This is a genomic window from Pseudarthrobacter sp. S6 (assembly GCF_050156575.1).
Taxonomy (GTDB): Bacteria; Actinomycetota; Actinomycetes; order Actinomycetales; family Micrococcaceae; genus Arthrobacter.
Genome location: NZ_CP189581.1, coordinates 1,362,861 through 1,384,148, shown reverse-complemented (window position 1 = coordinate 1,384,148; position 21,288 = coordinate 1,362,861). Strand labels below are relative to the sequence as shown.

The 21,288-nt window shown below is 66.3% G+C and carries 14 protein-coding genes, 1 tRNA gene and 1 pseudogene; 6 read left to right on the top strand and 10 right to left on the bottom strand.

Annotation, left to right across the window (positions count from 1 at the left end; genetic code table 11):
- Positions 1-92: 92 nt before the first annotated feature.
- The 3 genes from ACQCS0_RS06735 to ACQCS0_RS06725 form a co-directional block, all read right to left on the bottom strand.
- Positions 93-1,073: a ribose-phosphate diphosphokinase gene (locus tag ACQCS0_RS06735; protein ID WP_056348072.1), complete on the bottom strand. Its 981-nt coding sequence runs from the start codon at positions 1,071-1,073 to the stop codon at positions 93-95.
- Complete coding sequence (glmU, locus tag ACQCS0_RS06730; protein WP_354153894.1) at positions 1,073-2,554, bottom strand: bifunctional UDP-N-acetylglucosamine diphosphorylase/glucosamine-1-phosphate N-acetyltransferase GlmU; 1,482 nt, start codon at positions 2,552-2,554, stop codon at positions 1,073-1,075. Before glmU ends, ACQCS0_RS06735 begins: the two co-directional genes overlap by 1 nt.
- Positions 2,555-2,661: 107 nt before the next feature.
- Positions 2,662-2,733, bottom strand: a tRNA-Gln gene (locus tag ACQCS0_RS06725).
- 150 nt (positions 2,734-2,883) lie between these two features.
- Here ACQCS0_RS06725 and ACQCS0_RS06720 point away from each other — a divergent pair.
- Positions 2,884-3,528 (top strand): TetR/AcrR family transcriptional regulator, encoded by a 645-nt coding sequence (locus ACQCS0_RS06720; RefSeq protein WP_354222312.1) that lies wholly within the window; start codon positions 2,884-2,886, stop codon positions 3,526-3,528.
- Positions 3,529-3,887: 359 nt separating this feature from the next.
- On the opposite strand, the gene ACQCS0_RS06715 is transcribed toward ACQCS0_RS06720, so the two are convergent.
- The 5 genes from ACQCS0_RS06715 to ACQCS0_RS06695 form a co-directional block, all read right to left on the bottom strand.
- On the bottom strand, positions 3,888-5,714 hold the full coding sequence (locus ACQCS0_RS06715) for an ABC-F family ATP-binding cassette domain-containing protein (protein WP_354153896.1): 1,827 nt from the start codon (positions 5,712-5,714) through the stop codon (positions 3,888-3,890).
- Between the two features lie 37 nt (positions 5,715-5,751).
- Positions 5,752-6,714: a 4-(cytidine 5'-diphospho)-2-C-methyl-D-erythritol kinase gene (locus tag ACQCS0_RS06710; protein WP_354153897.1), complete on the bottom strand. Its 963-nt coding sequence runs from the start codon at positions 6,712-6,714 to the stop codon at positions 5,752-5,754.
- Positions 6,711-7,583, bottom strand: coding sequence for a 16S rRNA (adenine(1518)-N(6)/adenine(1519)-N(6))-dimethyltransferase RsmA (rsmA, locus tag ACQCS0_RS06705; protein ID WP_354153898.1), 873 nt, complete (start codon positions 7,581-7,583; stop codon positions 6,711-6,713). The genes ACQCS0_RS06710 and rsmA overlap by 4 nt, the downstream gene beginning before the upstream one ends.
- Positions 7,584-7,767: 184 nt before the next feature.
- Positions 7,768-8,955 (bottom strand): transglycosylase family protein, encoded by a 1,188-nt coding sequence (locus ACQCS0_RS06700; protein WP_426940115.1) that lies wholly within the window; start codon positions 8,953-8,955, stop codon positions 7,768-7,770.
- Between the two features lie 258 nt (positions 8,956-9,213).
- Positions 9,214-10,173, bottom strand: a complete 960-nt coding sequence (locus ACQCS0_RS06695; RefSeq protein WP_354153900.1) for a TatD family hydrolase — start codon at positions 10,171-10,173, stop codon at positions 9,214-9,216.
- Between the two features lie 164 nt (positions 10,174-10,337).
- Here ACQCS0_RS06695 and ACQCS0_RS06690 point away from each other — a divergent pair, with 164 nt between their 5' ends.
- The 3 genes from ACQCS0_RS06690 to ACQCS0_RS06680 are packed head-to-tail and all read left to right on the top strand — an operon-like array spanning position 10,338 to position 15,347.
- Complete coding sequence (locus tag ACQCS0_RS06690) at positions 10,338-11,447, top strand: MoxR family ATPase (RefSeq protein ID WP_354153901.1); 1,110 nt, start codon at positions 10,338-10,340, stop codon at positions 11,445-11,447.
- A 13-nt stretch (positions 11,448-11,460) separates the two neighbouring features.
- Positions 11,461-12,864, top strand: coding sequence for a DUF58 domain-containing protein (locus tag ACQCS0_RS06685; RefSeq protein WP_354153902.1), 1,404 nt, complete (start codon positions 11,461-11,463; stop codon positions 12,862-12,864).
- Positions 12,861-15,347: a transglutaminaseTgpA domain-containing protein gene (locus ACQCS0_RS06680; RefSeq protein ID WP_426940114.1), complete on the top strand. Its 2,487-nt coding sequence runs from the start codon at positions 12,861-12,863 to the stop codon at positions 15,345-15,347. Before ACQCS0_RS06685 ends, ACQCS0_RS06680 begins: the two co-directional genes overlap by 4 nt.
- Before the next feature lie 83 nt (positions 15,348-15,430).
- Here the strand turns inward: ACQCS0_RS06680 and ACQCS0_RS06675 are convergent, their stop codons facing one another.
- Positions 15,431-16,930: an NAD-dependent succinate-semialdehyde dehydrogenase gene (locus ACQCS0_RS06675; protein ID WP_354153903.1), complete on the bottom strand. Its 1,500-nt coding sequence runs from the start codon at positions 16,928-16,930 to the stop codon at positions 15,431-15,433.
- A gap of 171 nt (positions 16,931-17,101) precedes the next feature.
- A complete protein-coding gene (gene rsmI / locus ACQCS0_RS06670; RefSeq protein ID WP_426939381.1) occupies positions 17,102-18,061 on the bottom strand; it encodes a 16S rRNA (cytidine(1402)-2'-O)-methyltransferase in 960 nt (319 codons plus the stop codon).
- Positions 18,062-18,107: 46 nt separating this feature from the next.
- On the opposite strand from rsmI, the gene ACQCS0_RS06665 reads away from it, so the two are divergent.
- Together ACQCS0_RS06665 and ACQCS0_RS06660 are read left to right on the top strand one after the other, a co-directional pair.
- Positions 18,108-19,790: a dolichyl-phosphate-mannose--protein mannosyltransferase gene (locus ACQCS0_RS06665; protein ID WP_426940113.1), complete on the top strand. Its 1,683-nt coding sequence runs from the start codon at positions 18,108-18,110 to the stop codon at positions 19,788-19,790.
- 67 nt (positions 19,791-19,857) lie between these two features.
- Positions 19,858-21,276, top strand: a pseudogene (locus ACQCS0_RS06660) (AMP-dependent synthetase/ligase); the annotation flags it as partial.
- Between the last annotated feature and the right edge of the window lie 12 nt (positions 21,277-21,288).

The following is a 21,288-nucleotide window of genomic DNA, read 5'->3' as shown; positions in this document are numbered from 1 at the left end:
GCGCTCCCTCGCCAAGGTATCGTCAAAAAGCTTACCAGCGCCGGGACCAAATACTGAAAACGGGCCCGCCGCCGGCTGCAACAGCGTGGGAATCAGGCGTTGCCGTCGAACAGGCTGGTGACAGACCCGTCGTCGAACACTTCACGGATGGCGCGGGCGATCAACGGTGCGATGGACAGCACCGTCAACTGCGGGAACTGCTGATTCGCGGTGAGGGGCAACGTGTTGGTGACCACCACTTCGCGGGCGCCGGATTCGGAGAGCCGTTGTGCAGCGGGCTCGGAGAAGACAGCGTGCGTCGCGGCAATGATGACGTCCTTCGCCCCGGCGTTCTTCAGGACCTGGACCGCTCCGGAAATGGTGCCGCCGGTGTCGATCATGTCATCGATGAGGACGCAGGTACGGCCCTCGATCTGGCCCACGACAGTCTTGGAGACGGCCTGGTTGGGAACGGTGAGGTCCCGGCTCTTGTGCACAAACGCCAGTGGCGCTCCGCCCAGGCGTTCGGCCCACTGCTCCGCAACGCGCACCCGGCCGGTGTCCGGGGACACGACAGTAACGTTGTCCGCGGCGACGCGGGTGCGGATGTAGTCCGCCAGGAGTGGGATGGCCATAAGGTGGTCCACGGGACCGTCGAAGAAGCCCTGGATCTGCGAGGTGTGCAGGTCAACGCTCATGATGCGGTCAGCACCGGCGGTCTTGTACAGGTCCGCCACCAGGCGGGCGGAAATCGGCTCACGGCCGCGTCCCTTTTTGTCCTGCCGTGCGTACGGGTAGAACGGGGACACCACGGTGATGCGCTTGGCGGAGGCCCGCTTCAGCGAATCGATCATGATCAGCTGTTCCATGAGGTGGTTGTTCAGCGGCGCCGGGTGGGCCTGGATGACGAACGCGTCCGTTCCCCGGACACTTTCGCCGGCTCGGACGTAGATCTCCCCGTTGGCAAAGTCATAGGCATCAACGGGCAGCAGCTCGGTACCCAGCTCCTTGGCGATTTCCCGCGCCAGTTCGGGGTGCGCACGCCCAGCGGCTAGCACCAGCTTCTTCTCGCCGCGTGCCGTAATTTCGCTCATTATCGCTGGTCCTCTTCTGTCGATGCCGGGGTATGTGAGGAATCTGAGGCGGCCGCCTGCGCCAGTTCAGCCGAGCGCGAGCCGGGGCGGTTGGCCACAACCCATCCCTCGGCGTTGCGCTGTGCGGCAACGGACAGGACGAGCGCCCCTGCCGGGACGTCCTTGCGGATCACCGCGCCGGCGCCGCTGTAGGCACCGTCCCCCACGGTGACCGGTGCAACAAAGACCGTGTTGGAACCTGTGCGTACACCCGAGCCGATCACCGTGCGGTGCTTCTTTTCGCCGTCGTAATTGGCCGTGATGTTGCCACAACCAATGTTGGTGTCCTCGCCGATTTCGGCGTCACCAGCGTAGCCGAGGTGGGAAAGTTTGGAGCCTCGGCCAATCGTGACGTTCTTGGTTTCGTAAAACGCACCGATCTTGCCGGTGTCGCCGAGCACGGTGCCGGGACGCAGGTACGTGAAGGGGCCCACGGCGGCTTCCGCGCCGATCACAGCGCCGGAACCGTGTGTGCGGGTCACCTTGGCGCCCTCGCCGATGCGGACATCGGTCAAGGTTGAGTCGGGGCCGACGACGGCGTCCCGCGCCACGGTGGTGGCGCCGTGCAGCTGCGTGTTCGGCAGGATACGGACGTCCTCGTCGAGGGTGACGGTCGAATCGATCCAGGTGGTGGCGGGGTCAACGACGGTGACCCCGGCGCGCATCCAGGCTTCAACGGTGCGGCGGTTCAGTTCCGCGCCGAGGGCGGACAGCTGCACCCGGTCATTGGCGCCCTCCACCTGCCAGCGGTCTTCGGTGACGACGGCAGCAACCCGGCCGCCCGCCTGCCGGGCGATTCCCAGCACGTCGGTGAGGTACTTTTCACCCTGCGAGTTGTCGGTGGTGATGTGGACCAGCGCGTCACGGAGGACGTCGGCGTCGAAGGCGTAGATCCCGGAATTGACCTCGCGGATCAGGCGTTCAGCTTCTGTTGCATCCTTGTGTTCGCGGATGCCGGTGACGGAGCTGTCATCACCACGGAGAATGCGACCGTAGCCCGTGGCGTCAGACAACAGCGCGGTCAGTACCGTGACGGCATTGGCCTCCCTCTCATGAGTGGCCACCAGATCCGCCAACAGGCTGCCGGTCAGGAGTGGAACATCGCCGTAAGTGACCACGACGGTGCCTGCAAGTTTTTCCTGGGCGTCCAGCGCTTGCACGGCCACCTCAACCGCGCGGCCGGTGCCGGGAACGTGGTCCTGGTCCACGATCAGGGCTTCGGGATCAAGCTCGTTGAGGTGGCGGGCCACCAGATCCCGCTCGTGGCGGACCACCAGGGCCAGCCGTCCAGGATTAATGCTGCGAGCTGCCAGGAGGGCGTAGCCAACCATGGACCGGCCACCGATTTCGTGCAGGATCTTCGGGGTACGGGATTTCATCCGGGTACCGGCGCCTGCTGCCAGAACAATGACGGCGGCTGGGCCGGCAGTCTCGGGGATCACGTACGGTTCTCCTTGCTTGGTTGCGCGTTGCGCTGGGCGGGGTGCCTGCCCTGCCAGATCGCCGGGGGGCACCGAGTTCATCCTACTGGACGGTCATCGCACAGCAGTTCCGCCCATAGGATTCGAACCTATACTCCACGGCTCCAAAGGCCGGGGTGCTGCCATTACACCAGGGCGGACCATGCCACAGGCGCAAAGGCCAAGGCACAAGTATTTATTTTGCCATGGCTTCAGGGCCCCCCGCGACATTGGCAGGAAACTCGGCAGCCGGGCCCCTGTCCCGCCACCGGTTCCAACCGTTTCAGCGGCGCTAGGGCATGATGGAAAATGTGAGCAATAACCCACCCCGGACCCGGATGACAGGCGTGCAGCGGCGCAGCCAGCTGGTCGACGTCGGCCGTGGCCTTTTTGCCGCGCGCGGGCTCGACGGGACCACCATTGAGGAAATTGCGGCCTGCGCCGGTGTTTCCAAGCCCGTGATCTACGAACATTTCGGCTCCAAAGAGGGCCTCTACACGCAGGTGCTGGACTTCGAGTTCCACATCCTGCTGGACTCGATCACCGCTGCCCTGACCGAAGAAGGAAAACCACGGGTCCTGGTGGAACGCGCCGCCCTGGCCCTCCTCACCTACATCGAGGACCGGGCGGAGGGTTTCCGGATCCTGATGCGCGACGCACCGCCGTCGCAGCCCGAAGGCGCCTTCTCCACCCTGCTGTCCCAGGTCACCGCACGCGTGGAACACATCCTGTCCGACGAATTCCACCGCCGCGGCTTCAGCGCCCAGGACGGCGCCATGTATGCCCAGATGCTCGTGGGCATGGTGGCCATGACCGGCCAATGGTGGCAGGACAGCCGCCAGCCCGACAAACACACCGTGGCCGCGCACCTGGTTAACCTCGCCTGGAACGGCCTCACCGGCCTCCAAAAAGACCCCGAGCTCCGCATCGAAGATCCCGCGCGAACGGACACTTAAGCCCCCAAGGCGCAGTCCGTGGTCGCCTTCGCGGCGCAGTGGACCTTCGCCGTCGCTTAGCGCGAAGGTCCCCCGCACCACTAGTGCCAAGAGTTCCGTTCAGGCGCCCCCACGACTACCCCCTGCCGACGGTTACGGTCGCGTGCCTTCGGTTCCACTCTGGGAGGCGAGCTCAGCTCGCCGGAGGCGGTCCTTCCGAAAGGAGCGCATCGCGGCGCATCGGGACGGGAGCTCGCTCAGCGAGCGAGTGGCCCCTTTGCGTCGTGTCTAAGCGACGCGGAAGGGCCGGCTGCGGCACCCACGGCGACGCGGAAGAGGCGGCTCCGGCACCTAAGCCGCCACTCACGCCGCAAACAGGGTTACTCGCCGAGGACTTCCAGGGCTTCCATCCATTCGAGTTCCAGGGCTTCGCGGTCTGTGGCGAGGTCCTTGAGTTTTTTGTTCTGGTCGGCGAGGGCGTCAAAGTCAGATTCTGCGGTGCTCCTGACCATTTGGTCGTGAATCTTCTTTTCCTGCTGCTCCAGTTTGCCCAGCTGGCGCTCGATCCGGTTTTTGGCCTTCCGGGCGTCGCGCTTTTCGGCTTCGGAGGAGCCGGACGCGGCAGGGGCGGTGCTGCCGCTCGGGCCGGTGACAGGGTTGCCGCCGCCGGTGATCGTGGAGCCGGCAAGAGCCCCTTCGCGGAGTTCGAGGTACTGGTCCACGCCGCGCGGCAGGGCGCGGATCTTGCCGTCGCCCAGCAGCGCCATCTGGTGGTCCGTCACGCGCTCCAGCAGGTAACGGTCGTGGCTGACCACAACGAGCGTGCCCGGCCAACCGTCAAGGACGTCTTCGACGGCGGCGAGGGTGTCGGTGTCGAGGTCGTTGGTGGGCTCATCGAGCATCAGCACGTTCGGCTCCCCCACCAGCAGACGCAGCAGCTGGAGGCGTCGGCGCTCACCGCCGGAGAGGTCCCGGACCGGGGTCCACTGCTTTTCGTTAGTGAAGCCCAGCTGCTCTACGAGCTGGCCCGCCGTGAATTCCTTGCCGCCCACGTTGAAGGACCGCTTTTCGCGCTCGATGACTTCGATCACGCGCAGGTCCGAGACGTCGTCGAGCTCTTTGACCTCCTGGGTCAGCACGGCGGTGACCACGGTCTTGCCGCGCTTGACCTTGCCGGATGACGGCTCAATCTCGCCGTTGAGGAGTTTCAGCAGCGTGGTCTTGCCGGCGCCGTTGACGCCCACGAGTCCCAGCCGCTCACCGGGTGCAAGCCGCAGGGTGATGTTGTCGAAAAGCTTCTGTCCGGGGTCGCCGCCGAGGAAGTCCAGTGAGACGTTCTCGAGGTCCAGGACGTCCTTGCCGAGCCGGGCGGTGGCCATCTTGCTCAGGGCTGTGGAGTCGCGTGGCTCGGGGACATCGGCGATGAGGGCGTTGGCGGCCTCGATGCGGAATTTCGGCTTGGCCGTGCGGGCCGGAGCGCCGCGGCGCAGCCAGGCGAGCTCCTTCTTCACGAGCATCTGGCGCTTGCCTTCCATAACATTCGCCGCGCGGTCACGCTCCGCGCGGGCCAGGACGTAGGCCGCGTAGCCGCCGTCGAACGGGTCCATGATGCCATCGTGGATTTCCCAGGTCTTGGTGCAGACTTCGTCCAGGAACCAGCGGTCGTGCGTGACCACCAGGAAGGCGCCCTGGTTCGCCCGCCAGCGGGTCTTCAGGTGCCTGGACAGCCACGCGACACCTTCCACGTCGAGGTGGTTGGTCGGTTCGTCGAGCATGATGACGTCGTGGTCCTCGATCAGCAGCTTGGCCAGCGCCACCCGCCGCTTCTGCCCGCCGGAGAGGGCGTGGACGTTGGCATGCCAGTCGACGTCGGACACAAGCCCGCCCATGACTTCGCGGATCTGGGGATTACGGGCCCATTCATAGTCGGCCTGGTCGCCGACGATCGCCGCGCCGACCGTGAGGTCGCCGTCGAGCACGTCGCTTTGGTCCAGATAACCGATGTTGACTTCGCTGCGCTTGGTCACCCGGCCGGAATCCGGGGTTGAACGCATCGCCAGCAGGCGCATCAGCGTGGACTTGCCGTCGCCGTTCCGGCCCACCATGCCGATCCTGTCACCTTCCTCGAGTCCGAGGGTGATGCCGTCCAGGACGGTGCGCGTTGCGTACGAAACCGAAAGGTTTTCGCCGCCAAGAAGGTGTGCCAAGAGGACTGCTTTCTGCTGCTCAGTAAGGAAGGGGCTCTTAAAGGAGGGTATCGGAGATGATGCGGGCGCCGGGCACTGGCCCGTGGACAGCAAGTGCTGTCAGACCGTAGTGCCGCAGATCCTCGGCCAGGCTTTCGGCAGCCGTTGGATTGTGCGTCAACAGTGCCACTGTGGGTCCCGAACCGGAGACAATCCCCGCGATGGCGCCATGGGACTCGCCCATTCCCAGCGTATCGCGGAGCGCGGGGGCAAGTTCAATGGAGGCCCGCTGGAGATCGTTCACCAGGACCCGGCTCAGGGCGTCGGCGTCCCCGCTCCGCAGCGCCTGCAGGATCTTGGGATCCACGGCCGTGGGCTCGGCAATGTCCAGCCCTTCGGCCTCGCGGAGCCGGTCCAGGGTGCGGAAGACTTCGGGAGTGGGCAGTCCATAGTCCGCCGCCACGAGGACCCAGTCGGTCTGGGCTTTGGCCAGGGCCGGCGAAAGGTCGTCGCCAACGCCGAGCCCGACGGCGGTTCCGCCGAGGAGGGAGAACGGGACGTCGGCACCCAGTTCAGCGGCCAGGTGTGCCAACTCGTCCCGCGACAGCCCGCTGTTCCACAGCGCATCGCAGGCCAGCAGGGTGGCCGCGGCATCGGCCGAGCCGCCACCCATGCCCCCGGCCACGGGGACCCGCTTAGTGATTTCGAGGTGCACCCCGGTGGAATGCTCGGAGACATCGGCCATGATCGCTGCGGCCTTATAAGCCAGGTTTTTCTCATCCAGCGGAATATCCACGCCGTCCAGGTCCAGGGTGCTGTCAGGACTGATGCTGACGGTGATCCCCGGCGTCTCCGTGTTGGTGGCTGCCACTTCCTCATAGAGGGAAACGGCCAGGTAGACGCTGGCAACGGAGTGGTAACCGTCCGCGCGCAACGGCCCTACGTCCAGGGAAACGTTGACCTTGCCGGGCGCCTTCACCCGGACAGTCCGTGTGGGAAACTTCCCCGCGAGTGCGTTCACGACCCGGCCTCGCGGGCTTCGGCAATCCGGGCGAAGGCGTGGATGTCCAGGACTTCGCCCCGGGAAGAAGGAGCCACCCCGGCAGCGACGAGGCAACGTTCGGCCTCGGGTGCACCGCCGGCCCAGCCGGCCAGGGCGGCGCGCAGCGTTTTCCGGCGCTGGGCGAAGGCGGCGTCGATCACCGCGAACACCTGCTCACGGGTGGCGGTTGTTTCAGGTGGTTCGCGCCGGGTGAAGGCCACGAGTCCGGACTGGATCTTCGGCGCCGGCCAGAAGACGTTCATGCCGATCACGCCGGCTTTGCGCATGCTGCTGTACCAGGCTGCCTTGACCGAGGGCACCCCGTAGGTCTTTGATCCGGGCCCCGCAGCCAGGCGGTCGGCAACCTCGTCCTGGACCATGACCAGACCGTGCTGCAGGCTGGGGAAATGCTGGAGCAGGTGCAGGACCACCGGCACGGCAACGTTGTAGGGCAGGTTTGCCACAATGGCCGTGGGCTCAACCGGGAGGGACGTCACCTTCATGGCGTCGGCCTGGACAAGATGGAAAGAGTCCGCCGCTTCAGGGCGCCAGGCCTTGACGGTCTCGGGCAGCTTCGCTGCCAAGACAGGGTCGATTTCAACGGCGACGACCGTCTGGGCGGCGTCCAGAAGGCCCAGGGTGAGCGAGCCAAGCCCGGGCCCGACTTCCAGCACGGTCTCGGTTGGCCCGATGTTGGCAACCGAGACGATCCGGCGGATGGTATTGCCATCGATGACGAAGTTCTGGCCCAGGGTCTTGGTGGGCCGGATACCGATTTCTTCCGCCAGCCGGCGTATGTCGGAGGCACCGAAGAGGGGCGCGGGCGCGGCGGCAGTCGGTTCAGTCACCTAGGTATCCTATCCCGGCTGCTGTGACGGGCCATCCGCTTTCCGCGCGGATCATGCGTGTTACGCGGCGCGTGTTTCCGCCTAACGGCAGCGGCCGGCCCCAGGGCAATCCGGGACCGGCCGCTGCCTTCTGCTTGCCTGGCGGTTGTGATCAGCTGCCGACAGCGCAGGGGCTTACTGGCACCTAGCTTGTAGCTGCCCAGCCACAGCCCCACGGCTGGAGGCCTCGCTGTGCGTAGATGCGGTTGGCAATGTCGATCTGCTGCGCCTTGGTGGCGAGGCTGGCGTTGGGGGCGTAGGCGCCGCCGCCGGAACCGATCCAGGTCCGGATGTCGAACTGGAGGCCGCCGTAGTAGCCGTTGCCCGAGTTGATGGACCAGTTTCCGGTGGACTCACACTGGGCGATTTTGTCCCACATGGCCTCGTTCATCATGGCCGGTGCTGCGGCACCGGTGCTCGTTCCGGCCGCGGTCACGGCCACGGCCGCTGGCTTTGCCTTGGTGCCGACCGTGACCTTTTCAGTCACGGCAGGCACGGAAACCGTTTCGGAAACCAGGGTCCGCGAGGCTTCACGGCCGTCAACCATCACCAGTTTGAAGCTCTTGTCCACCTTGCCGGCCACGCCGGCCTGGGTGACCTCTTTCTCGCCTTTGAAGAGCTCGGCGCTTTCGGTGGTCATGCTGTCGAAAGCAACATCTTCAGTGGTGGCTGCGGTCTGGCTGGTATCCACCCGGGAGACCTTGACCACCATGTTGTTGACCACGTGCGCGTTGCCCGGCTGGGAGGTGCGGTCGTCGACGCCGAGGGTGATGCCGGCGTCCGTCAGCACCTGGGCGACGGTCCCCGCGGTGGTGGTGGCCGTGGCGGCCTTGCCGTCGGCAACAATACTGACGGACTTGGGCGTGGAGATCGACACAAAGGATCCGGCCACAGCGAGCTGGGCGTCCTTGGGGACGGAGACGGAGGAGGAACTGGCCACCCCGAGTTCGGTCACGAGGCCCGCAACATCCGGCGCCGTGGTGTTGATGGTCTTTTCGGAACCGTCCAGGCTGACCTTGACTGCCTTGGCCATGTTGACGTTGATCACGGTGCCGTTCTCCACTTTGGCGTCCGCCGAGGGCGAGACGCGGTCAGCCGACTGCAGTTCTACATTGGCGCTTTTTACTACCTGGCCCACGGTGCCGCCGAAGGACTGGACCGAAGTCACTTTTCCATCGACGTTGAGGGTAACGGTTTTGTTATTTCCGACGAAGGCCACGAGGCCCAACACCAGAGCACACAGCACCACGAGTTGGGTGCCCACCTTGATAAAACTGAACTTGCCGTCCGTTGTGAAGAGCTTGACCACGATTGCCCGTAACTTTAGATCCATCCGGGCACGGGGAAAAACGCAGTGAAATAGCCGGCGCGTGACCCTGGGGACAAGCTCCGGGCACCGTTGCGCCGCCACACCCCACGCGGCAGGCAGTGGGCATCAAGCCCTGCCTGGTCCTGCTGCGAATGAAGTGAAATTATCCGAAGGCCTTCCCCGACCCCGGCTAATAGTTCTCTACTGTAACCGTAGCGTTATAAAGCGGCCAAGAATTTTACATACGAAGTATGTTTATCAAGCCATCTGTCGAGGCCGGGATCAGTCCCACGATCCGTACGCCCGCGCGGTATTCTCGCTGATCCGGGTGCAGAGCTCAGCGAGGTCAGTTCCTGTCAATTCGGCCATGGCGCGGACGGTGTACGGCACCATGTAGCTGGCGTTGGGACGGCCGCGGTGCGGATGCGGAGTCAGGAACGGCGCATCCGTTTCCACCAGCATGAGGTCCGGGTCTGCCACCGCCAGTGCGGCGCGGAGGTTGGCGGCATTCTTAAACGTCAGCGTGCCGGCGAAGGACATGTTCCAGCCCGCAGCGTTGCAGATCGTGGCGAGCGCCTCATCACCCGAGAAGCAATGAAACACCACCCGTTCCGGAGCCCCCTCCTCGCGCAGGACCTGCACCACGTCGTCGTGAGCGTCGCGGTCGTGGATCTGCAGCGTCAGGTTCAGTCGCTTGGCGATATCGATATGCCGCCGGAACGAATAGCGCTGGTGGGCCAGGCCGTCCCCTTCTGTGCGGAAGAAATCGAGGCCTGTCTCGCCGATGGCCCTGATCCGGGGATGGGCGGCCAATCGCTCAATCTCCGTCAGCGCATCCTCCAGCTCGCCACGCCTGGCATAGTCCGGGGCGTCGTTGGGGTGCAGCGCCACGGCGCCCAGCAACCTGCTGTCCAGGTCAACGGCGCGGACCGTGAACCGAGAGGACTCCAGGTCGCAGCCCACCTGGACAGCCCCCTGCACTCCGACGGCCTGGGCCGCATCCATCGCCGCGGCGATCCCCACGGGGCTCTCACCGTCGGGGAAGTCCAGGTGCGTATGGTTGTCCATCACTGGGACGGGCAACGGCTCCGGCGCGGGCGGATAGTCCGGCCGCGCCTGCCGCCCGGCGCCGGCTGGGGTGCCGGCCGCAGCACCGGCTGCGGCCTCAGCGGCAGCGTGGGCTGCATCTTCAGGGTCCGTCCCGACTGCGCGGTAGGCGGCGGGAATCAGCGAATTGCACATCCCTCAAGCCTAGCGGCGGCCGATCCCCGCAGAATTCCCGGAACTCTCTGTCAGCGAGGGCAGTTGTGTTAGTAGGCTGGTACGAACAGACGCGAACGCCCACCGCCGGGCGAAGGCAGGCCTGCTGTCCCGTTCCGGGCGATCCCCGGGCTGAAAGGTTGCAGATGAATTCCCACCGCCGCACCGCTGTCAACGAGGTGACCACTGCCAGCCGGAACTTTTCCGCCGTGACGGAGCAAGTGGGCCAGCTCAACGGCCACAAGTCAGCAGCCATGGACAGGGAAGCATTCCACGCGGCCAGCCGGCGGATCCTGGCATCGATTAACACCGTCATCGACGGAAAGTCGGATGCGGCCAGGCTCGCCCTGACAGTATTGCTGGCCCAGGGCCATCTGCTCCTGGAGGACGTGCCGGGCGTGGGCAAGACCCTTCTGGCCAAAACCCTGGCCCGGAGCATCGACTGCACGGTCAGCCGCATCCAGTTCACCCCGGACCTGCTGCCTTCGGACGTAACGGGCGTGTCCATCTACAACCAGGCGTCGCGGCTTTTCGAGTTCCGCCCGGGTGCTGTGTTCGCCAACATCGTCATTGGCGATGAAATCAACCGCGCGTCCGCCAAGACGCAATCAGCCCTCCTGGAGTGCATGGAGGAACACCAGGTCACGGTGGACGGCGACTCTTACAGACTCGACGAACCGTTCATGGTGGTGGCCACCCAGAACCCGATCGAGATGGAAGGCACCTACCCACTCCCAGAAGCCCAGCGCGACCGTTTTATGGCACGGATTTCCATGGGCTATCCGGACAAGGACTCCGAGATCGAGATGCTGGAGACTCATCAGGCGACCTCCCCGTTGGCCAAGGTCTCGCCCGTGATCACCGCGGCCGACGTCGCAGCGATGATCGCAACCGTCCAGCAGGTTTACGTATCTCAGGCGGTCAAGGAATACACCGTCTCGGTAGGCCGCGCAACGCGCGGAAGCCCGCTGCTGCGGCTGGGCGCCAGCCCACGCTCCATGCTCCAGCTGCTCCGGGCTGCGAAGGCCACAGCGGCCCTGGACGGCCGTGATTTTGTGCTGCCCGACGACGTCGTCGGCGTGGCGGAATCCGTGCTGGCCCACCGGATCATCCTGGACCGCAAGGCAGCCGGCGCCGGCGAGACGCCGCACACCGTCATCCGGGGCATCCTCTCCCGGCTCCCGGTGAACCAGGAGCCGGTGAACAACCCGGCCCGGTCATCGGCCCCGCCCGCCGGATTGCGCCGGAACCACTAGGCTGGGCTGTCACATGGCGCTGCGTGACCGACTCCCCCGGCACCTCTTCAGCCAGCGTGGCTGGGGGCTCCTGGCCGCCGGCGCCGTCTGCCTGTTGTCTGCCCAAATCATGGGACGGCGGGATCTGCTGAGTTTGAGTGTTCTGCTCATAGTCCTTCCCCTGGTTTCGCTCACCGGAATCAGGCTCCTCAAGCCGCGGTTCCAGGTCTACCGCGAGTTCAACCCCTCCCCGGTGGAAACCTCCGCTGCCACCACGGTTAGGCTCGCGGTGGCACGGACCGGTTCCGGTGGCGGCCGGGCCATCATGGAGGAACGGCTGCCGCCACGGTTCGGGGAATCCCCGGCCTTCCATTTTCCGTCCCGCTCCGCCAAGGGCGGGACCAGCAGGTACGAATATCATCTGCGATCCACCAAACGCGGACAATACCTGATCGGCCCGGTAACAGCCGAGTTCACGGATCCGTTCGGGTTGTCCCTGCACCGGCGGTCAATTGACGACGGCGACACGCTCACCGTGACGCCCGCCGCCGTCGAGCTTCCCGCGACGGGCCTCGCGGGAGCCCGCGGGAACGACGGCATCACAGCCACGCGTACCCGTGCCAACCCCAGCGACGATGACGTCATGACCCGTGAATACCGCCCGGGCGATCCGATGCGCAGGGTGCATTGGGCCGCGACCGCCCACCACGGCGCCCTGATGGTACGTCAGGAGGAATCCGTCACGACACCGGAGGCCACCGTCATCCTGGACCAACGGTTCGCTGCGTTTTCCGCTGGCCACGGTTCTGGTCTCGGGGGCAGTGCTTCCGCGGACGGCCACGAGATGATCACCAGCGGCACATTCGAGTGGGCCGTGGTGGCCGCGATCTCTATCTGCACGCACCTGTCGGAGCGCAGCTACGCCCTCCGCCTCCTGGACCCCCGCGGCGAACCCGCGTTCCTACGTTCCCCGTCCGCGCCGGAACCGGAGGCGGAAGACTTCAGCGGAGTGTCCGGACTCCAGTCGATCGCCGAAAGCCTCGCTGCCATCCAGCTCTCCGGTCCGCACCATGCTGCCCGGGACCACGGTGGCCAGGATGCCGGACCGGCTGATTTCGACGATCAACTCATGGATAAACTCTCGGCCCACCGGATGCGGGGTCCCCTGATTGCCGTGCTCGGCAGGATCTCGCCGAGCGAGGCCAGAGCCCTCGCTCCGGCGGCGGGTTACGGCGCGAACGCCTTCGCCATCATCGTTTCCGACAGGCCGGCGGATTCCGAGGACTCTTTGGAGGCACTCCGCCGGGGCGGCTGGAGGGCAGTGGCCGTGACAACCTCGATTTCAGTCCCGGATGCCTGGACCCATTTCGACCACGCCGGTGCTGCGCCTGCCACGGCGGCTGCAGACGTGCGCCGCGGAGCGGGGGTGGGGCGGTGACGCTGGCACCGGAACGCAACGTTTCCCGCGACAAGGCAGCAACGGGTGCCCCTGGACAAGTCCCGGCACGGACGCGGGTTGGGGCGTACCCCTGGGCCATGGCCGGGGCTGTGGCCCTCTCTGTTGCGGGCGCCGCAATTTCCCTCAACGGCGTCCTGCGCGGCTGGGCCTGGTACTTACCCATCCTGACCACGGTAGTGGTGGTCTGCCTGTCCATCGCCACGCTCCGCGCACTGCGGGCCCAGCCCCTGGTGGTGGCAGCCGGCGGCTTTGCGTCGCTGATCGCGGTTCTAACACTGACGTTCTTCCGGAGCACGGGCATTGCCGGTTTCATCCCGTCCGGGGCAACCCTGGCCGAAGTGGACAGGTTCATCAGCCGGGCGAGCGAGACGGTCCTTGCGGAAAGTGCCCCGGTGGCTCCGAATGCAGGGATCGTGATGGTGTGCTGCGCGGCCCTGGGCCTGACCGTCATCCTCATCGATGCGCTGGCCGTGCCGCTTGGCATGCCGGCAACAACCGGACTGGGGCTTCTGGCCATTCTGGTGGTCCCCGCCACGGTGAAGCCCCAGAGCGTGGGGGTTTGGGGCTTCATTGCCACGGTGGCCGGATACCTGATGATCCTCGCGTGCAGCCAGTGGTTTGCGCCGGATTCCCGCACATCAGCCGACAGCGGCCGGAATCCCGGCCAGCTGCGTCGGGCCGTGCTGACCGGAACCGTAGCGCTGGTGGCAACCCTGGCGGTGCCGGCGGCAATTCCCGGTTTCGAGCACGGCACGTTTCCGCAGGGCGCCCGGCTGAACCCTTGGGGCGCCGGCACCGGCCTGAATCCCATGATTACCTTGGGAAACAGCCTGCGGGCACCAGCAGGCAGCGGGCGGATCACTTATGCCACCAATGCGGCCGGGTCGCTCTATCTGCGGTCCGTCACTGTTGACAATTTCGACGGCGAATCCTGGGGACCTGATGACCGGGACGCCGAGCGCCGCCCCGTGGCCGGACAGCTTGAGACGGGCTACGAGATCGTCGCCGAGGAGCAACTCCGCCAGGTGACTGCCGTGGATACGGGCACGTTCACCAGCCCGTATCTGCCGTTGCCGTATGCGCCTGAGTCAATCCGCGGGCTCAACGGCTCCTGGACGTGGGACCCGGCCACGCTGGCCGTCAAGGGATCCAACACCAACTCGCGGGCACAGCAATACATTGTGGTGTCCTCGACGCCTAAGCTCACGGCCTCCCTGCTGCAACAGTCATCGCAGGCCGTGCGGGGAATCCGGGATGATTTCACCAGGGTTCCCGGCAACGTCCCGGACATAGTCCGGAGCACCGCTGCCACGGTGACGGCGTCCAGCGACACGCCCTTCGCCAAGGCCATGGCCATCCAGAAATACCTGCGGTCGGGTGAGTTCACCTATTCACTCCAGTCACCTGTCCAGGGCGGCTATGACGGGAATGGGCTTTCGGTGCTGGCCGATTTCCTGACCCAGAAGAGCGGTTACTGCATCCACTTCTCGTCCGCGATGGCTGTGATGGCCCGCTTGGAGGGTATCCCCAGCCGCATCGCCGTGGGCTACGCGCCGGGCCGTACCACCGGTTCCACGGTGTCCGTAGCCGGGCAAGGTGCACTGCCCGAGTATGAGGTGGACGCCCGGGATGCCCATGCCTGGCCCGAACTCTACTTCCAGGGACTTGGGTGGGTGCCGTTTGAACCCACCCCGTCGCGTGGTGTCATACCCGCGTACGCCACGGAAACCAGCAACCCGGGTAGCCCCGGGTCGCTGGAAAACAACGCCGACCTCCTTCCGGGCACAACAGCCCCGGCCTCCACGCCAGGTGCGTCGGCGGCGCCCCTCCCCGGTGCAGGTGGCGGCAATGGGGACGTGGGGCTGGTGCTCCTGCCGTGGCTGCTCGGGACGGCGGCCGCGCTTGGCCTTGTCCTTTTGGCGGCCTCGCCACGGCTGGTGAGGATGGGGCGGCGTGCACGGCGGCTCCGCACCGAGGACCGGGCCCGGGAGGACGCGGTTCCGCTGGCGTGGGCTGAAATCCGCGACCTGGGAACTGACTACGGCCTGCCACCGGAATCCAGCGAAACAGCCCGAACTTATTCCGCACGGCTCCGCCAGTCATCGCTGCTCGGCGAGAGCGGTGGAATGGACGACGCCGCGCATCAGGCCATCCGCAGCCTCACCTCCGACTTCGAACGCCGGCACTACGGGCCGCCTGTCCAGGACCCAGCAGGCCGCGGCAGGACTGGGGCGATTGCCCCGCGCATCGCGGCGGTACAGCAGTCCTTGCGTGCCAACGCCTCACTCCCCCGGCGTCTCCGTGCCGACTGGCTCCCGCCGTCGGTTCTGGGACGGTTGGCCTGGCTCCTGGTCGCCCCGTTTAGGGGGTTCAACCGTCTGGCACGCGTGATGGCAAAAGCCGCCGCACGCTCCTGGTCGAGGGCGCGCGACCGCTTGTTCCGGCCGCGAGGCAGCCAATAGCAGCCAGCTGCTGTTGGCTGCCCGCAGACGCTGGAGTACCCGGCTGACCGGAGGATAATCCTGTCAGCCGGAGGATTGTCCGTTCAGCCGGCGTAGGGGTCCGCGATGCCGATGTACTGGGTGTAGAGGTATTCCTCAATGCCCTCGAGGCCGCCTTCACGTCCCAGCCCGGACTGCTTGACGCCGCCGAACGGTGCGGCGGCGTTGGAGATGACGCCGGCGTTCAAGCCCAGCATGCCGGTCTCGAGCCGTTCGCCCATCCGGATTCCGCGGTTCAGGTCGCGCGTGAAGACGTATGCCACCAGCCCGTACTCGGTGTTGTTGGCCAGGCGGACCGCTTCGTCCTCGGTGCCGAAGGTGATGATCGGGGCTACGGGGCCGAAGATTTCCTCGGACAGGATCCGGGTGCCTTCGGTGACGCCGGTGAGGATGGTGGGCGGGTAGAAGTAGCCCGGGCCTTCGGCCGGGGCGCCGCCCACTACGGCCCTGGCGCCGGAGGCGACGGCGTCGGAGACGAGTTCGTGGACCTTGTCCCGGCTCTTGGCGTCGATCAGGGGACCGACCTTGGATTCCGGTTCGGTGCCCCGGGCGGTGGTCATTTCGCCCATTTTCGCGGCGAACTTTTGGGCGAATTCGTCGGCGACGGATTCGTGCACGATGAACCGGTTCGCGGCGGTGCAGGCTTCGCCCATGTTCCGCAGCTTCGCCAGCATGGCACCGGCGACGGCGGCGTCCAGGTCCGCATCCTCGAAGACCACGAACGGGGCGTTGCCGCCGAGTTCCATGGAAGTCCGCAGTACAGTCTCGGAGGCATCGGCGAGCAGGCGGCGGCCCACCTCGGTGGAGCCCGTGAAGGACAGCTTCCGCAGGCGCTGGTCCTTGATCAGCGGACCGGTGGTGGCGCCTGCAGTGGACGTGGGAATGACGTTCAGGACTCCGGCGGGCAGGCCCGCCTCCTGCATTACGGCGGCGAACAGCTGCGAGGTCAGCGGCGTGAGGTTGGCTGACTTCAGCACCATGGTGCAGCCGGCGGCGACAGCAGGGGCGATCTTGCGGGTGGCCATGGCCAGCGGGAAGTTCCACGGCGTGATCAGCAGGCACGGGCCCACCGGCTTCTTGGTCACCAGCAGGCGGTTCTTGCCGTCCGGTGCGGTGGAGTAGCGGCCGGAGATGCGGACGGCTTCCTCGGAGAACCAGCGCAGGAACTCCGCGCCGTAGGTGACCTCGCCACGGGCTTCGGCCAGCGGTTTGCCCATTTCCATGGTCATCAGCAGCGCGAAGTCCTCGGCGCGCGCAGTGACCATATCAAAGGCACGGCGGAGGATTTCACCGCGTTCACGGGCCGGAACCTTCGCCCACGACTCCTGCGCGGTGGCGGCCGCGTCCAAGGCAGCCTTGCCGTCTTCCGGGCCCGCGTCAGCGATGCTGAGGAGCACTTTCCCCGTGGCGGGGTCTTCAATGTCGAACGTCTTGCCTGAAGCCGCCGGGCGCCATTCGCCGTTGATCAGCAGTCCGGTAGGAACAGAGGCCAGCAGCGCGCTTTCGCGCTCCGCGGTAACAGCTGGCAGTGCGGTGACAGTCACGTTGACTCCCTCGTCAGTAAGGTTTGGTCCAGCCACTACACAGGCCTGGTGGCCTGCCTTCCCGGCTGATTTACTGTCAGACTACTGCGGTGGCCGCCAGAGGGTCTACGCCTGGACGCACTACAGATACCAGACGCCGTTGTGCAGCTGCACAGCTGAGGCTTCGCGCCCTTATCGTGCGGCGAGGACCGCCGAGTACAGCTCCCGCTTGCTCACGCGGACGTCCTCAGCGACGGCTGCCACGGCTTCCTTTAGCCGGATTCCCTGGGCCACCAGCTCGTTGACGGCCGCTACGTGGTCTTCGGGGGTGCCCGGCGCCTGCTCGGGGGCGCCGCCCAGCACCACCGCGATCTCGCCACGGACCTCGTTGCCTTCGGCCCACAGCAACAGTTCTCCGACCGTCCCGCGGATGACTTCCTCGTAGGTCTTGGTCAGTTCGCGGCAGACAGCGATCCGCCGCTCGGCACCGAAGCGCTCGCGCAGCGCCCGCAGCATCGATTCCAGGCGGTGCGGGGCCTCAAAAAACACCATGGTCCGGCGTTCGGCCGAAAGGTCCGCCAGCCGCGACGCCCGTTCGCCGGCTTTCCGGGGCAGGAACCCCTCAAAGCAGAAGCGGTCGGTGGGCAGTCCGGAGAGAGCCAGTGCAGTCAGTACCGCAGACGGTCCCGGGACGGCGGTTACGGTCAGTCCGGCGGCCACGGCACCTTCCACGAGCCGGAACCCCGGGTCCGAGACCGAAGGCATGCCGGCGTCTGTGACCATCACCAAGGTTTTGCCGGACCGGACGTGCTCCAGCAGCTCCGCGGTCTTGGTGGCCTCGTTGTGCTCGTGGTAGCTGATGACCCGCCCGGCGACGGTGACTCCGAGGTTCTGGACAAGGCGGTGCAGGCGCCTGGTGTCTTCGGCGGCCACGATGTCCGCCGTGCCCAGCAGCTCGATCAGGCGGGCCGACGCGTCGCCGGCATTGCCGATGGGCGTCGCCGCCAGCACAATCCGGCCTGGACCCGTGGCAGCTGGTGCCGCTGCAGCCGCGTCCGCTGTCACGTAAACCTCGGTCTCTGGCTCCTCCCCGGCGGCAACGGAAGGTTCTGCAGGGCGGGAATCGGCGAAGGTGCTGGGGTTAGGGTCCACTCCCCCAGCGTACTGCTGGCAGGCGGCCCAAGCTGCAAAAGGTAGCATGGGGCTCGTGACGCAGACCTCCATGCGGCCTGCCGAGGCCGGCCAAACCAACCAGCCGGAACGAGGCCCCTGGATCGCCCGTCCGGCGAGCGCCTTTTCCGCTGCAGCCCTTCGCGAGCGCCTGATCGGAAGCACCCGCGGCTGGCAGGATTACCCGCCGTCGCTGCGTCTCTGGTTCTGGCTGGTTCCTGCCCTGACCTCCGCGATCGGGGGCGTCCTCCGCTTTGTGCGGCTGGACACGCCGCACAGCCTGGTCTTCGATGAAACGTATTATGTCAAGGACGCCTACTCCTACCTGGTCAGCGGCTACGAACGGGGCTGGCCGGACAAGGCCAACGACTCCTTCAACGCGGGCAACCCGGCCATCCTCCTGGACACTCCCGAGTACGTGGTCCATCCGCCCGTGGGCAAATGGATGATCGCCGGTGGCATGTGGCTGTTCGGGGCCGATAATCCGTTCGGCTGGCGGTTCGCGGCCGCACTCACCGGGACCCTCTCCATCCTGCTGCTCACCCTGATTGCGCTGAGGCTCTTCCGCTCAGTGCCTCTGGCTGCTGCCGCTGGCCTGCTGCTCGCCGTCGACGGCCACCACCTGGTGATGTCACGGACATCACTCCTGGACATCTTCCTGATGTTCTGGACCCTGGCGGCCTTCGGAGCATTGCTGCTGGACCGCGATGACGGTCGACGGCGGCTGGCCGCACGGCTCGGACGGCTCGCGGCCGCGTCCCCGAAGGGCCAGCCCTCACCAAGTCAGCTGCTGGCGGGGCCATGGCTGGGGATCCGCTGGTGGCGTCTCGCCGCGGGAGTGTGCATAGGCCTCGCGGTGGGCACCAAGTGGTCGGGCCTTTTTTTCCTCGCCGGCTTCGGGGTACTGACGGTCCTGTGGGACCTCAATGCACGGCGCGTCGCGGGAATCCGCGGTTGGGTCAGCGGCGGGATCATCAAGGACGGGCTTCAGGCCTTTGCCAGCATGGTTCCGGTTGCCGTGGTGGTCTACACCGCCACTTGGACCGGCTGGTTCCGTTCCGAGGGCGCCTACTTCAGGCAGTGGGCCCAGAGCAACCCCTCCGCGGCGTGGGGCTGGCTGCCTGACGCTTTGCGTTCCCTGGCGCATTACCACCTGGAGGCCTACAAGTTCCATCAGGGGCTGAGCTCCGAACACCCCTACGAGGCAAGTGCCTGGAGCTGGCTGGTGATGGGCCGGCCGACGTCGTTCTTCTACCAGACACCGGAGCAGGGCGTCCCGGGATGCGACGTGCCCAACTGCGCCTCAGCCATTCTCTCGGTGGGGAACCCGATGATCTGGTGGGGAGGGGCCATCTCGCTGGTGGTCCTGCTGTTCTGGTGGGCCGGGCGCCGTGACTGGCGTGCAGGGGCGATCCTTGCGGGTGTGGCCGCCGGCTATCTGCCGTGGTTTATGTACCCGGAGCGGACCATGTTTTTCTTTTATGCGGTCTCCTTCGAGCCTTTCCTGGTGCTGGCGCTGGTATATTGCCTGGGCATTGTCCTGGGCCGGGACACCGACCCGCTCTGGCGCCGGCGCTCCGGTGTTTACCTGGTGGCACTCTTCGTCGCCGGGGCATTCCTGCTGTCCGCTTTCTTCTACCCTGTGTGGACGGCGGAGACCATCCCCTACCAGGAATGGCGCTTCCGGATGTGGATGCCGTCCTGGATCTAAGGCAGGATTGCATGAGACCCTGACCAGCCGCGAACTGCGTTGAGGCAGCGGAACGGAGACGCCACCCGTGCGGGAAGTAAGCACAAAAGTCCTAGTGGAGCTGGAGCCCGGCAGCAATGTCACTGATCTCCTGCGCCAGCGGGAGGCCGCGAATCCGGCCCACGCCCTTTACGCGCGCAAAGGCCCCAACGGCTGGACCGATGTTCCGGCGCAGAAATTCCTGCACGATGTATGTGCCCTGGCAAAGGGACTGATCGCCGGCGGCCTGGAGCCCGGCGACACGGTGGCCATCATGTCCTCCACCTGCTATGAGTGGGCGCTGGTGGACTTCGCCATCTGGTTTGCCGGCGGCGTGAGCGTTCCCATCGACGAGGCCTCGACCCCCGGCCAGATGGAGTGGATCCTGCACCACTCCGGCGCGCGGCGGGTGTTCGCCGAAGACCGCGGCAAGGTGGCGCTGGTTACAGGCATCCTGGAGACATCCGCCCTGCTCGAGGACCGGCTGGTCGCCGTGGTGAGGATGGATGTCGACGGCGCTGCCCCGAACCTGGCCAGCCTCTCGGGTGCCGGAATGGGCGTCACTGATGCCGAGCTGGAACGCCACCGCTCCGCCGCAGGCCTGGACGACGTCGCGTCCGTGGTCTACACCGCCGGGACCACCGGACGTCCCAATGGCTGCGAGATCACCCACGGCAACTTCGCGCTCGTGGCCGTCAACGCTGTTGCCTTTCTCCCGGACATCATCAAGGCGCAGAATGCGCGCACCCTGATGTTCCTGCCGCTGGCCAATGTGCCCGCCCGCGCCGCCCAGCTGGCGTGTCTCCATGCCGGTGCCACCGTGGGCCATATCACCGGTCCGGCTGATCTGCCGGCGGATCTGGGCACGTTCAAACCCACGTTCCTCCTGGCGGTGCCCCGGATCTTCGCGAAGCTCCGGGCGGACGCCGCGCACCAGGCCGCAGGGTCAGTAAAAGCCGGGATCTTCGCGGCTGCTTCGGCCGCTGCCGTCCGCTTCTCCACAGCAGAGGACAACGCTGCCCGCGGCCGGGGCAGCGGACCGGGAATGGCGTTGCGGGCGCAGCATGCCGTCTTTAACCAACTGGCGTACCCGAAGCTCCGCCAATTCCTGGGCGGCCGGGTCCGCTACGCGGTATCGGGGTCGGGCCCCCTGGCGCCTGAGGACGCGCACTTCTTCCGCGGCGCCGGAATCCGGGTCCTTGAGTGCTACGGGCTGAGCGAAACAACGGCGCCCTGCACAGCCAACACGCCTGCCCGGACCAAGGTGGGAAGCGTAGGCATCCCCCTGCCGGGCACCACCATCCGCGTGGCCGAGGACGGCGAAGTGCTGGTCAAGGGGATCGGCGTGTTCAAGGGTTACCATGCCAACGAAACCGCCACCGCACGGGCCTTCGTGGACGGTTTCTTCAGGACCGGAGACCTCGGCGAGCTGGACCCTGAGGGCTTCCTGACCATCACGGGCCGCAAGTAGCGGACCGCT

Coding starts and splice junctions, on each gene's coding strand:
- ACQCS0_RS06735 (WP_056348072.1), bottom strand. CDS start 1,073: ATGAGCGAAATTACGGCACGCGGCGAGAAGAAGCTGGTGCTAGCCGCT.
- ACQCS0_RS06700 (WP_426940115.1), bottom strand. CDS start 8,955: ATGGATCTAAAGTTACGGGCAATCGTGGTCAAGCTCTTCACAACGGAC.
- ACQCS0_RS06695 (WP_354153900.1), bottom strand. CDS start 10,173: ATGTGCAATTCGCTGATTCCCGCCGCCTACCGCGCAGTCGGGACGGAC.
- ACQCS0_RS06690 (WP_354153901.1), top strand. CDS start 10,338: ATGAATTCCCACCGCCGCACCGCTGTCAACGAGGTGACCACTGCCAGC.
- ACQCS0_RS06685 (WP_354153902.1), top strand. CDS start 11,461: ATGGCGCTGCGTGACCGACTCCCCCGGCACCTCTTCAGCCAGCGTGGC.
- ACQCS0_RS06665 (WP_426940113.1), top strand. CDS start 18,108: ATGGGGCTCGTGACGCAGACCTCCATGCGGCCTGCCGAGGCCGGCCAA.